The organism is Actinokineospora sp. (assembly GCF_050699995.1).
Lineage (GTDB): Bacteria > Actinomycetota > Actinomycetes > Mycobacteriales > Pseudonocardiaceae > Actinokineospora.
Genome location: NZ_JBOHGC010000217.1, coordinates 1 through 12,763 on the forward strand (window position 1 = coordinate 1; position 12,763 = coordinate 12,763).

At 67.3% G+C, this 12,763-nt stretch carries 12 protein-coding genes; 3 read left to right on the forward strand and 9 right to left on the reverse strand.

Features of this window, described 5'->3' with window-relative positions:
• Positions 1 to 123: 123 nt before the first annotated feature.
• From ACRDSQ_RS11890 to ACRDSQ_RS11900, 3 genes are all read right to left on the reverse strand, one after another.
• Complete coding sequence (locus ACRDSQ_RS11890; protein WP_431420948.1) at positions 124 to 882, reverse strand: hypothetical protein; 759 nt, start codon at positions 880 to 882, stop codon at positions 124 to 126.
• 515 nt (positions 883 to 1,397) lie between these two features.
• Entirely contained in the window at positions 1,398 to 1,586 is a 189-nt protein-coding gene (locus tag ACRDSQ_RS11895; RefSeq protein WP_431420949.1) for a hypothetical protein, read from the reverse strand.
• Between the two features lie 148 nt (positions 1,587 to 1,734).
• The gene (locus ACRDSQ_RS11900) at positions 1,735 to 2,025 is read right to left on the reverse strand and encodes a hypothetical protein (RefSeq protein ID WP_431420950.1); all 291 of its coding nucleotides are present in this window, start codon (positions 2,023 to 2,025) and stop codon (positions 1,735 to 1,737) included.
• A gap of 260 nt (positions 2,026 to 2,285) precedes the next feature.
• Here ACRDSQ_RS11900 and ACRDSQ_RS11905 point away from each other — a divergent pair, with 260 nt between their 5' ends.
• Both ACRDSQ_RS11905 and ACRDSQ_RS11910 read left to right on the forward strand, forming a co-directional pair.
• Positions 2,286 to 3,335, forward strand: a complete 1,050-nt coding sequence (locus ACRDSQ_RS11905; RefSeq protein WP_431420952.1) for a helix-turn-helix domain-containing protein — start codon at positions 2,286 to 2,288, stop codon at positions 3,333 to 3,335.
• A 12-nt stretch (positions 3,336 to 3,347) separates the two neighbouring features.
• A complete protein-coding gene (locus tag ACRDSQ_RS11910) occupies positions 3,348 to 3,941 on the forward strand; it encodes an HD domain-containing protein (RefSeq protein WP_431420954.1) in 594 nt (197 codons plus the stop codon).
• A 51-nt stretch (positions 3,942 to 3,992) separates the two neighbouring features.
• Here ACRDSQ_RS11910 and ACRDSQ_RS11915 read toward each other — a convergent pair whose 3' ends face one another.
• From ACRDSQ_RS11915 to ACRDSQ_RS11940, 6 genes are all read right to left on the reverse strand, one after another.
• Positions 3,993 to 5,342, reverse strand: a complete 1,350-nt coding sequence (locus ACRDSQ_RS11915; protein WP_431420955.1) for a cytochrome P450 — start codon at positions 5,340 to 5,342, stop codon at positions 3,993 to 3,995.
• Entirely contained in the window at positions 5,339 to 6,298 is a 960-nt protein-coding gene (locus ACRDSQ_RS11920) for an enediyne biosynthesis protein (RefSeq protein WP_431420957.1), read from the reverse strand. The genes ACRDSQ_RS11915 and ACRDSQ_RS11920 overlap by 4 nt, the downstream gene beginning before the upstream one ends.
• A gap of 6 nt (positions 6,299 to 6,304) precedes the next feature.
• Positions 6,305 to 8,233: a CRTAC1 family protein gene (locus ACRDSQ_RS11925; protein ID WP_431420959.1), complete on the reverse strand. Its 1,929-nt coding sequence runs from the start codon at positions 8,231 to 8,233 to the stop codon at positions 6,305 to 6,307.
• On the reverse strand, positions 8,230 to 9,207 hold the full coding sequence (locus ACRDSQ_RS11930; protein WP_431420960.1) for a DUF1702 family protein: 978 nt from the start codon (positions 9,205 to 9,207) through the stop codon (positions 8,230 to 8,232). Before ACRDSQ_RS11930 ends, ACRDSQ_RS11925 begins: the two co-directional genes overlap by 4 nt.
• Before the next feature lie 13 nt (positions 9,208 to 9,220).
• Complete coding sequence (locus tag ACRDSQ_RS11935; protein ID WP_431420962.1) at positions 9,221 to 10,243, reverse strand: DUF1702 family protein; 1,023 nt, start codon at positions 10,241 to 10,243, stop codon at positions 9,221 to 9,223.
• Between the two features lie 144 nt (positions 10,244 to 10,387).
• The gene (locus ACRDSQ_RS11940) at positions 10,388 to 11,365 is read right to left on the reverse strand and encodes a hypothetical protein (RefSeq protein ID WP_431420963.1); all 978 of its coding nucleotides are present in this window, start codon (positions 11,363 to 11,365) and stop codon (positions 10,388 to 10,390) included.
• Positions 11,366 to 11,677: 312 nt separating this feature from the next.
• Here ACRDSQ_RS11940 and ACRDSQ_RS11945 point away from each other — a divergent pair.
• Positions 11,678 to 12,763: beta-ketoacyl synthase N-terminal-like domain-containing protein (locus tag ACRDSQ_RS11945; RefSeq protein WP_431420964.1), on the forward strand; the 1,086-nt coding region annotated here is incomplete at its 3' end.

Below are 12,763 nucleotides of genomic sequence, written 5' to 3' on the forward strand. Positions count from 1 at the left end.
ACGACATGCTCATCGCCTTCCGGCGAGCCCGAATTACCGCCGTCACCGCAGGCCAGGCCACACTCGATCAATATCCCGCCAGGTCCGCGACCAGCACATCAGCCACCGCATAACTGCGAAACCTCAGCTCCACAGACCGGCCACGAAAACCGCCCACGGCGTCAGCGCGGCATCCGCTTCGGCAGACCACGACGAGCGCGTCCGTGCCCATCTTTCGGCCTCGGCTGGGTGGTGTCCGGAATCGATGAGACGCAGCAGCAGGAACGCGGTGTCGACCCAGCCCGCGCCCCGCCCAGGCAGACCCCAGTCGATCACCCGAACTGCGGAGGCGTCGATCAGGAATTGATGGGAGTGCAGGTCGGTGTGCACGAGTCGATCGCCGTCCACGAGCTCGGGCACCAGCGCGGCGATTGAGTCCAGGCGCTCGGCGTCCATCCCCGTGTCGAGTCGACTCCACCAGTCCGTGACAGCCCACCGCTCGCTCAGCGGGCGGAGTGCGGGTGCGGGCGTGGCACTGAGCTGATCGACTGTCGCACCGACCAGTGCCAGATCGGGCGAGCCAGGTGTGAGATCGGCCGGGCGGCCCGGAACGAATTCGAACCCGACCACCAACCAGTCCTCGACATCCTCGGCGAACAGCACCGCCGGAGCCAGGTTCGCGGCGAACGGTGCTGCGCGGGTTTCGTTGCGCAGCCACCGCATCCGAGGTGATCGCCCTGCGACACCCTTGACGAACACAGGTTCGCCGGTGGCGGGACGCAGGATCGCCGTGAGGTCACAGGTCTGGCCCGCGGTGACGTCCATGAAGTCGGCTACTGGGCCGATGCGCCTCTCGATCGTCGCCCGCACCTGTGGGGACAGGTCGGTCCAGCCGACCTTCATCGTCGAGCCCTCATGTCGGCCGCTTATCGCTTCCTGGTCTCGGTGTTCTCGTTGCCGTCTTCCCCGCTGGAGCGGCAGTTGCCGTCTTCATGGCAGCTGCCGCACTTGCCGTCGAGCGCCCACAGTTCGTGGTCGACGAGATACCCCGCGGCTTCGATCGCCTCCAGCGTACGGTCGCGGCGTTCGAGGTCTCGCCCGGGACATGGTGGATGAACCGACCTGCCACCCTTTCACAGAACGCGGCGTAGTCCTTGGTCCAGCGGAGGAACAGGTGCCACCCCGCGTCGACTGCGGGGCTGGGCGACAGACGCTCGCCCGTGTGTCCGGCAGCCGCCAGGAAGGCAAGCGTCTGGTCCATGATTCGTGTGGCCTCGTCCAGATCGATGTTGCGTTCTTGGGCGAGCCTCGAGGTCAGGAGGTCGAACAACTCCTCCGAGATCAGAGTGCGGGCCCGGCGGGAGTCAAGGCGAAAAACCGTGGTCATTGGATAGTTCCTTTCGTTGAAGTACTCATCATTACGGCGACCACAGGGCGCTGCCCCTGATCACCAACGACGGCGCCCCCGGTTCGCCGGGAGCGGGTAGGTTGACAAGCTCACGCACCACCTCAACCAGGTCAGTGCCGTCCTTGAGCCAGACGACCCCGCCATGCTCTTCGGTGACCACGCGGCTGGCGACGACATGGGTGCGATCAAGAACGAACACCGCGTCGGTGTGCGCTCCGTGATTCCTGGAACAGGCGACGCACACAAGTTCGCCGTTGTCGTCATGAAGCAGCCGGAATTGCCACCCGTGGTCCCGTAGCGCCGCCAGTTCGGCAAGCTCTGGGAACCGGGTAATGGAACTGACAGATTTAGTCATAGCGACGACCGAATGATTGTGTCGAGTTGAATGTCGACGAATACTCAGTGCCCGCCTGCGGCGGCCACAGCCGCTGATGCAGATCAGATGACACGAGGTCGTCCAGCCGGAGCCCAGCGCCCATCACGTCTTGCGCCGCCGCCGTGAATCGCGAACATGGCCAATGCTCGGTCGAGCAGAGGAGGCACGGTTCGGTCCCTTCAGCCGGTTGATGAGCGGTCAGATCGTCGATCACCCGCGCGACTTGGCCGAGGAGGCTGTCTGATCCCACGACGACAGCCACGATCGGTCGGTATCCGGGCCTCGGCATTGATGTCCTCTTGATTCGGTCGGGCAGGTTGTCGCCGGTGGTCGCATCACCCTGCGTTGCCATTGACCACCGCATAGTGAACGCTAGGCTTGTTCGGTCGGGTGCAGGACTGACCACGGGTACGAGTACGGCAGGGTTCGGGGCGACGGTGTGCAGGGGGCGACGTGGGCGACAGGCCGGCAACACCGCGTGCTGGTCAACGTTCGCCCGGCCGTGCGTGCATCTCGGGCTACGTGTTCAAGCTGATTCGTGAGTCGACCCATCTCACTCAGGCCCGTCTTGCCGAAACCCTGATCGTGGATGTGGCCACAGTTCAGGGCTGGGAGAGCGGCCGTCGGCCCCTGGGCGCATTGCGCAGCGCAGACCTTGTCCGACTGCGGATGAGCATGCGCCGTCTAGGAGCGCCTGCGGTCGCCTTGGCCGTATTGGACCTCGCGATCGAGGCTGACCTCATCCTCTTTGACGCTGTCGAGGCAGGCCCCGCGGTGTTGGCCGCCAACACCCATCCGCTCGCCGCCGTTGTGCATCGTCGAACGCTCACCAGCCTGCTCACCTGGCCGTTCACGGGAATCGTGCCGGGTGTTCTGGCAGTGCCCAGGCAAACTGCGCGCCGTGGTCCCGTTGCCGACAGACCACTTCTGGGCTCGGAGGAACGCGCGCGCTTCTTCGACCACCTTCAGGTCACTGCAGATGCCTCAAGGGGAACAGCAAACGCGTTGCTGCGGCGCCAAGCCGTTTATCTGCTGGGCTTCGATCAACGCCCGGACTCCGCTCGGTGGCTCACTTCTGAGCTACAGGACGCCAACCGCGGTGTCGGGCGCGCCGATCACCTGTCGTCCTGGGTCGCGCATCGGTCTTCGGCCATTGCCTTGGCGCAGAAAGGACACCGCGACGCTCTGGATGCCTTCGTCGCGCGGAAGTTGAGCACCGACGCGCAGGAGATCGCCAATCTGAACTACTGGGCCTATTGGCTTGGGGAAATCCCCGATCCGCAGGTCAACGACGACTTCATGACTACCGTGGACCCCGAACAGTGGTTTGGTGCCCGCGTGCTTGATCACCTGCTTGATCGACTCAATCCGGGCTCACATCACGCCGACCTCAACATCCACACGCTCTGGGCACTGTTGCTTGCTCGGCCAATCGTCTTGCGGGGTCGGCGGCATGCCCAAGCTCGGGCAGGTGAAGTCGTGGATCGGATGAGCGCCCACCCCCATCTCACCCACCGTGCTCGCCGTGAACTGGATAGCGTGGCGTACGCCATCCGGCTGGCCGACAGATGAGAGGGGAACAACGTGTCCGGTGACCATACCCGGCGACCCGAGGACGACGAGGCCTCCGCGACCGCTGCTTTCGCCTTCGAGCTCGGCGTTCTCAAGACCATGCGCCGGGCAGGCTGGTGGCATGCGGGAGTTCGTGATCCGGAGTCGGTAGCCGAGCACAGCCTTCGCGTCGCCCAGCTCGCTTCGCTGATCGCCGCGGAGGAAGGGGCGGACCCAGCTCGGGCCGCCTTTCTCGGGTTGTGGCACGACAGCCAGGAGACTCGGACGGGCGATATCCCGCACACCGCGAAGCCTTATCTCGCGGGCCGGATCGACAATCGGGCGATCACCGCGGACCAGACTGCGCGCATGCCCGATACGGCCGCCAAGACTGTTCGGGAAGCGGTTGACGAATACGAGAGTCAAGACACCGCCGAGGCGCACTGCGCCAAGGACGCCGACAAGCTCGAATGCCTCATCCAAGCCGTTGAATACCGTGCCGCCGGCCATCAGAACGTCCAGTCCTGGATTGACTCGTCCCGAGCGGGGCTGCGGACCGACGCGGCTCGGCGGATCGCTGACGCTGCCCTTCGGACTTCTCCGCTGACGTGGCGCGGGCACATCTGACCCGAACGAAAGGAGGGCCCTGGCACGCCGGGGCCCTCCTTGAACCACAGATCAGATCGGATGCACCGTCATCGGCAGCCCACCCTTGACCCGCAGCGACAGCATCGGCTCCGGGATCACCTCATACCCCGGCACCAGCTTCAACGTCATCTCCCGCGCCAGCATGGAGATCACGAACGTCGCCTCCATCAGTCCAAGGTGGCTCCCGACGCAGAAGCGCGGTCCCGCCCCGAAAGGCAGATACGCGTACCGCGGCCGGGTGTTCGCCCGGGAAGGATCGAACCTGTCCGGGTCGAACTTCTCCGGCGCGTCCCAGAACTCCGGGTGGCGGTGCAGGGTGTACGGGCACACCATCACATCCGCGCCCGCCGGCACGTGGTAGCCGCCGACCTCGTCCTCCCCGACCGAACGACGGGTCAGGATCCACACCGGCGGGTAGAGCCGCATGGCCTCCTCGAGCACCATGTTGGTGTACGTCAGGCTCTTCAGGTCCTCCAGCACCGGCGTCCGGTCACCCAGCACCGCGATGGCCTCGTCCCGCAGGCGGGCAGCGACCTCAGGGTGTTGGTCCATCAGGTACAGCGCCCACCCGACTGTCGACGCCGTCGTCTCGTGGCCTGCCAGCAGCAACGTGATCAGTTCGTCGCGCATGCGGGTCTGGGCGACACGGGGGTCGGATTCCTTGCTGGTCGACTGGATCAGCCGGGAGATCACATCGTCCGCCGGGTCGCGCGGATTGCCGAGGCGTTCCGCGACAAGGGCTTCGACGATCCGCGACAGGTCGTCGCTGGCCTTGCGGAACTCGCGCTGCCTGCGCAGCGGGAGCCACGTGGGGACCATGCCCATGGTCTCCATCTCGAACATCGCCTGGTCCTGCACGGCTTCGAACGAGTGCCCGATCGACTCGAACGCGTCCAGATCCGCGTCGAGGAGGGTCCGCCCGAGGACGCCGAGGGTGAACCCGGTGAGCTCGTGCAGGACGTCCGTCGGGCCCTGGCGGGTCCGCAGGCGGGCCACAAGTTTGGCCGCCTCCTCGACGATGGTGTCGGCCTGGGCGGTGATCCGGCGGGCCTGGAACACCGGCTGGATCGTCCGCCGCTGTTCCCGCCACAGCTCCCCGTCGCTGGTCAGCAGGCCGTCGCCGAGGGCTCGGCGGGCTTCCACGTAGCCGATTCCCTTGTGGTAGTTGGCACTGTTGTCCGCGAGGATGTGCTTCGCGTGGTCGGGGTGGTTGAAGTAGTAGAGCGTCTTCGGGCCGATCCCCACCCGCACCGCGTCCCCGTAGGTCGCCGCCGCCGTGGACATCAGCGTGAGCCGGTCGCCTTTGAGCTGCTTGAGCAGGCTGAACGTCTGACTGCGTGGCGGTCCCGGGGGAACGCGGTGCGAGGGGGTCATGGTCATGCCGCCTTAGGCTCCGAGGTGGCCGGGACGGCCGGGACCAAGGTGACCGGGGGAGCGGACGCCTTGGACTTCTCGACGAAGTGCACAGTCCAGTGGTAGAGCCCGCGGATCAGGCACACCAGCGCGGTGGCGAGGAAGATGTTGTACGCCACGTGCGCCACGATCAGCACGCCGTAGGCCAGCGCCACGCCGCCGCCGAAGGCGAACTGCGCCCACGGCTTCGACGGGGACGTGCCCGGGTCGGTGATCATGTAGTTGGTGAACAGGATGAACGCGACGCCGGTCATCATGCCCAGCGCGGCCGGGATCGACGTGTCGAACAGCCAGCCGCGGATGATCGACTGGGCGGCGAACACGCCGACCCAGCCCGCGATCAGCCACATCCGGCCGGTCAGCTTGCCGTTGATCATCGTGCCGCCGATGATGATCAGACCCGGGATCAGCCAGTCCACCCAGCCCGACACGTGCTCGGTGAAGTGGTACGGCGGGGCGATCGAGGCCCAGGGGAACAGGACCAGGATCATCGCGATGCCGAAGTTCGACGGGTTCATGAAGTGCCGCATGCGGCCCTTCACCGGCGCCCGCAGGATCCACTTCGCGCCGACCGCCAGGGTGACGCCGAAGACGAGCACCCACACCCGGTCGTTGACGTAGATCAGCATGTTCACCGCGAGGCTGGTGATGTGCGCGGGGAACAGGAACTGCACGAGCCCCTTGAAGCCGCCGCCCTGGTAGCGCGGGTCGCGGCCCTCGGCGCGAGCGCCGATCTTCTCCAGTCCGAGTTCCACGGTGTAGCCGGTCGCCAGGGCGATGAAGGGCCAGATCCACGGCTGCTCGAAGCCGAGCAGCGCGTACCCGACGATGTTGAACACGCTGATGGATATCGCGAAGTTGCGGAGCGCCTTGATGACCTTGGGGTCATGGCGCACTGGCGCGGCTGTCTTGGTCTCAGCCATGACGGGTCACTTCTCCTTCGCCTGGGTGCCGAGCCGCAGCGCGTGCATGCCCGAGGTCAATTGCAGGTCTTGTTCGTGGCGCTGACCCGCCCGGTCGCGCCAGGTGATGTGTACCTGGACGGGTCCGGCGTCATCGCCGAGTCCGATGTGGACATCATTGCTGCGCTTGCCGGAGTGCCCGCCGCCGCCGTCGACCCGACCGATGACCTTGGTGCCGTCGGCCTTGGTGACGACCACCTGGGCGCCGACGACCGGGGAACCGGGCGCGCCGTCCGCGGTGGGGGCGTCGTGGAACAGGCACAGCGTGAGGCTGTGGCCCGCGTTCGGCGCGTTGTTCTGGTAGAACACCGGCTGGTCCCACTGCCGCGCCATGGCGAAGTCGAGCCTGCCGTCGCCGTCGGCGTCACCGGTGGCGACACCGCGAGTCGGAACCGGGATGGCCAGACCGAGCTCGGGGGCGAGGTCGTCGTAGTTGCCGTCGGCGCCCTTGACGAAGAACTTCATGGTGTGGTCGCCGCCGACGTCGTCGCCGAGGGTCACGTTCGGCCAGAACGACGGGTTGGTGAGCAGTTCGTCGTTCGCGGTGGCCAGTTCCTGCAGCTGCGGCCAGCGGTTGGTGTAGCCGCGGACGAAGCCGGTGGCCTGCACGACCTGGTTGGTGCCGCTGTTGGTGAAGTCGCCGGCCTTGACGTCCCAGCCCCAGCCGGACCACGCCGTGTTGGCCGAGCCGCTGACGTCGTCGAACGGCGCCTCACCGGCGAGCAGCTTGGAGCGCAGGTCCGCCTGGTTGTCGGCCTTGGTGAGGAAGTGGAAGTTGCTCTCCTCGATGCCCCACGAGGTGGTGATGTTGCTGACGAACAGGTCGTAGAGACCGTCGCCGTCGAGGTCGGCGAAGTCCTCACCCATGCCCTTGAACGAGTCCTGGCCGATCACCTTGGACTTGGGCACGACCGGGGACCGGCCGCCGACGATCTCCTCGAAGGCGAGCTTGCCCGGCGTGGACTTGTTGTGCAGCAGGTGGTCCGGGCCGAAGTCGTTGGCCAGGTGCAGCTCCGGCAGTCCGTCGCCGTCGATGTCGGCCGAGGCCGCGCCGAGCTCCCAGCCCTTGGAGACCTCGACGGGCAGCGCGTCGTCGACCTTGCGGAAGCTGCCGTCGCCGTTGGCGAGGAAGAAGTAGTCCTCGCCGCCGTTGCGGGCGTCCGACATCGAGTCGTTCATCTCCACCCCGCCGGAGACCCGGTCGTCGAGCACCGGTCCGTGCGGGAAGTAGTTGGTGATGAGGATGTCGTAGTGCCCGTCGCCGTCGAAGTCCTCGTAGGTGACGGCGTTGCTGTTCCACTGTGGACCGTCGTAGGCGCCACCGGTCTTGCCGGGCACCAGTTCCACCGCGGTGAAGCACTCGGCGTCGAGCTTCTTCGCCTCGGGCTTGGTGAGGAAGATGATCGGCGTGCGACCCCAGTAGTAGACCAGCAGGTCCGTGCGGCCGTCCTCGTTGTAGTCGCCGGGGAGGCAGCCCATCGGCGCGATCTGCCCGTTCATCGGCAGCGAGCCGGGGTTCAGGGCGAAGGCCGGGTAGCGGTGGCCGTTCTTGTCCGGCACCGGGGTCACCACGACCTGGTCGATCCGCGGGTCGGTGATGCACAGGTCGTTGGGCAGGCCGTCGCCGTCGACGTCGTTCATCGCGATGGCCGCGCCGACCGAGGAGATCCACGCGTCGATGTGCTTGTAGTCCTTGTTGACCTTGCGGACTTCCTGCTGGGCGAACCCGCTCGGCATGGCGATGGACTTCGCGGTGAACTTGAAGTCCTTGGCCAGCGCCGTCTTCTCGGCGGCACTCGACTCAGGCAGGCGGGCCACCATGAACGTGGTCACCACCAAGACCAGAGCGATGATCCCAGGAAGCTGCCTGTGCAGCCATCCAGGTTTGGTGGTCATCGACTTACACCTCCCATTGCGGCGAATCGGCCTGCGACACGCTGGCGCCAGACCTCGTAAGCGGGTACATCACCGTCGGCCGGAAGGTCGCGACGGGCGTCGTGGGTGAGCTGCGCGGCGTCCTCGGGGGACATGCCGCAGAAGACCTTCGAGGCGACCCGGGTGTGTGGGATGACAAGTCCCGCGCGCACCCTGGCCTCGGAGGCGAACGACGAGGCCTGGGCGAGCATCGGCGCGTACTCGCCCGCCAGGTCCCGGTAGGCGAGCAGTTCGGCCTCGTCGGCGCCACCGGCGTAGGTGGCGGCCAACCCGGTGCCCGCCCAGAGGTCCGCGCGCCGGTGCTCGGGGAACTTGGCGATCATCGACGCGACGAGCGGGCCGTCGCTGCCGCCGATGAACCACAGGGCACGGCCGATTCCCTGGTCGATCCCGTGGTTCGCCTGGCCTTCGCCCCAGTTGGTGAGCCAGTCGAACTTCTGGACGTACTGCTCCTCGACATAGCGCTTGGTCTTGAAGTACGCCTGGTGGAAGCCGTAGCCGTCGAGCACCAGGCCCACGAGCAGCGGGTCGAGTGTCTCGGCCTTGCGCCACGCGAACTTCGGCAACCGGCACATCGCCCAGCCAAGGCCGACGTAGACCATGTAGACGTGCTTGTCGCCCTCGCCCGCGAGGAAGTCGTCGAGGTGGTGCTTGCCGCCCAGCGGAAGCCCGTCGCGGACCGCGTAGCCCATTCCCGCGCCCTCATAGGCGAAGCCGCGGTAGTAGGGCTCGATCTGCTCCAGCTTCGCCACGGCGTCGTCGGTGGTGGCCGCCTCCGCCGCGTAGGCGTAGCCGTCGAGGAACCTGCGGCCCACGGTCTCCAGGTTCTCCTGGGCGGCCGGGCTCTTCTTGTGGAAGCCGCGCACGTCCAGCAAAGTGGCCGACGCGTTCGGTGTCAGGATGCGGCGCCGTAGCGCCCGCCATGCAGTGCCCAACTGACTTTCCCCCTCACGGGACTCGATCTGCGGATGGTTGAGCCGCCGCCTGGCTGACGGTGGCGGTGACGAGCCGGGTGCGGATGCGCTCGCGCCAGCGCTCGTACGCGGGATCGAGGCCGGTGCCCCACGGGTCGGCCTCGGTGCCGTCGGCGATGTCGACCGCCTCCGACACCGAGAGCCCGGCCAGGGCGCGCGCGGCGAGTTCGCTGTGCGGGGGAGTGAACCCGGCGTAGGTCCGCGCCTTGACCGCGAACACCACCCCGAGTGCCAGTTCCGCCCAGTGCGCCCCGGCCGCCGCGCGCAGGCGGGTGAGGCCGGGTTCGTCGCAGCCGCCCGCGAACGTGGCGGCCAGGCCGACCCCGCTCCACAGGTCGGCGTGCCGGTGCGGGGCGAACCGGTTCACCGCTTCGGCGACGGCGTCGGGGCGCGCGCCGTTGATGAACCACAGCGCGCGCCCGACCCCCTGGTCGAAGGCACGCAGGAAGTACTCGCCGGTGCCCTCCCACGGGTACGGCTTGGGCACCCGCTGCTCGTCCACCCAGCGCTTCGTCTGGAAGTACGCGCGGTCGAAGCCGTACCCGTCGACGGCCAGCCAGGTCATCGTGGGGTGGTACGGCGACTCGGCCAGGTCCGGGATGACCTTCTTCCACAGGACCCGCGGCAGCCGCGCCATGGCGAACCCGATGCCGATGTAGGTCAGGAAGATGTGCGGGTGGCCGGGCCCGCCGAGCAGTTTCCTCGACCATGTCCCGCGTCCGCCCGCCATGGCGTCGCGTACGGTGGCGGCCATCGCCGCGCCCTCGTAGGCGAAGCCGCGCTGCTGCGGCTCGACCAGCGCCAGGCGCCGCTCGACCTCCCAGAGCGTCTTCGCCTCGATACCCCATTCGAACCCGCAGATGACCGACTGCGGAATCGCCTCGAGGGTCTCGGCCGCGGCCGAGTCCGCACCCGGGAAGCCGCGGACCCGGAAAGTCACCTCGGCCAATTTGGGTGTCAGGAGAACTCTGCGTAGCGTGCCGAGAATTGTCGGCATGGATGTCACCCCGCTTTCCTTGACCATGGTCTGGTGTCCGATATCTGCGGTGCATCTCCTGTCTTGCCCGCCGGGAATAACCGGCCCGAAACGCGAAGAACGCCCCGCCGATTCGGCGGGGCGTTCTTCTCGATTACTGCGCGATCAGGTCCAGGGCGCGAGCGGATACCACGGCAGGATGCCGCGTCCGGCGAGCAGCCGGACGTCCCAGTAGAGGAACGTGAACACGCCGGCGGCGATGAGCGCGGAGGCGGTGACGATCGCCATCCGGCGGCCGTCGGCGGCGAACCACCGGCCCAGCCGCCCGCCGAGGACCGCGCTGGTCACCAGCAGCAGCACGGCCATGATCAGGATGTTGCCCAGTGACTGCAGGGTGAACGCGGCGGCGCCGTAGAGGGCGTTCCCGCTCTCCGCGGCGTCGCGGAACAGCTGCCGGAACAGCCCGAACGGCCTGCCGATCAGGAACCCGCCGACCAGCGCGCCCATGAACACCATGGTCGCGTTGGGAAAGCGCTGTGACAGCTTGGCGAACGGGTCGCGCACGATGCCCAGGGCGGCCAGGCCCAGGTAGACCATGGCGAGCCCGATGAGCCCGAAGACGATCATCGATTGGATGCTGCGGCCGGACAGGCTGCCCGCGACGTTCTTCGCGGTGGAGAACTGGGGCATCGACGTGCCGACGAGCCCGACAATCGCCCCGTAGGTCGCGGACACCGCCGTCATGCCGACCGACAGCCAGAGCAGTGGTCGCAGGGTGGCCCGCACCCGGCCCCAGCGGGTCGCGGTCGTACCCAGGATCGGGGTCATCGCGCCGAAAACCGCGACGTTGCAGGCGGTGAAGGTGCCCGCGAGGCCGGTGACGAAGGCGAACGCGATCCCGCCCGCGATGCCGCCGATCTCCGCGCCCTTGGCCGTGTGTCCCAGCATGGTGTCGGCGATGCTGTCGCCGATGGTGCTGTCGACGAACTTCGCCGACCACACGACAGTCAAGAGGAAGCCGACCAGCGCGCTCAGGCCGACGATCAGCCCCCGGCGGCGTGGGAAGACGCCACTGACGAACGTGGAGGTCGGCGCCTGTGCGGCGGCCGGCTCCCGCTCTTGTCGGATATCGCTACTGCTCATGCGCTGTCCTTTTCGGATAAAGGCGGATGTGCTTGCGAATAGCGGACCTACGAGTCTTCAGATGGTACTGAGCGACGCTGGCAGAAAAGCGTTGGCCGGGAAAGTGCGCACGTTCGGAGTGGGTTGTCCGATTAAGGGGTCACCCGCCCGGCGCAGGATTGAAGGTCGGTGCGCGCACGGTCGGAGACGACAATGATTGCATTCCGCCGCAAACTTGGACTCGCGAAGTCATAAATGGCGACCATTCGGCCTGCGGGGCTTATTCAACAGTGCCGGGGAAATGGTCCATTTCAGTCCAGAGGCGGTGAAGGTATGAGCAGTGAACGGATCGCGATCGTCGGCATCGGCCTTCGTTATCCCGATGCGAGTTCCCCGGCGGAGCTCTGGGAGAACGTACTGTCCGGCCGCCGCGCGTTCCGGCGGCTTCCGGACGAGCGGATGAACCACGCGGATTATTGGTCGCCCGACCCGAAGGCGCCGGACCGCTTCTACGCGAGTAAAGCGGCCGTGCTCAAGGACTTCGAATTCGACCGGGTCAAGTTCAAGATCGCCGGAAGCACGTTCCGGTCGACGGACATGACCCACTGGCTCGCCCTCGCCGTGGCGACCCAGGCGCTGGCCGACGCGGGCTTCCCCGAGGGGGAGGGGCTGCCCAGGCAGTCCACCGGTGTCGTGTTCGGCAACAGCCTCACCGGCGAGTTCTCCCGCGCGAACATCATGCGGGTGCGCTGGCCCTACGTCCGCCGCACGGTCGCGGCCACGCTGGCGGACAAAGGCTGGTCGGAAGACGAGACCACCGATTTCCTGGCTGAACTGGAAACCCAGTACAAGGCGCCGTTCCCGCTGTTCGACGAGGACACTCTCGCGGGAGGCCTGGCCAACACCATCGCCGGGCGCGTGTGCAACCACTTCGACCTCGGCGGCGGCGGCTACACCGTCGACGGCGCCTGCTCGTCGTCGCTGCTGTCCATCGCCACGGCCGCCAAGGCGCTCGTCGACGGGGACATGGACGTCGCCATAGCCGGCGGCGTCGACCTGTCGATCGACCCGTTCGAGGTCATCGGCTTCGCCAAGACCGGCGCGCTGGCCACCGGCGAGATGAAGGTCTACGACAAGGACTCCAACGGTTTCTGGCCGGGCGAGGGCTCCGGTGTCGTCGTGCTGATGCGAGAGTCCGACGCCATCGCCCGCGGCGGCAAGATCTACGCCTGCATCTCCGGCTGGGGCATCTCGTCGGACGGCAAGGGCGGCATCACCCGGCCCGCCGAGGCAGGCCACCGCCTCGCCCTGACCCGCGCCTACAGCCGCGCGGGCTACGGGGTGGAGACCGTGTCCTACTTCGAGGGTCACGGCACCGGCACCGCGGTCGGCGACGCCACCGAGATCGAGGCGCTGTCC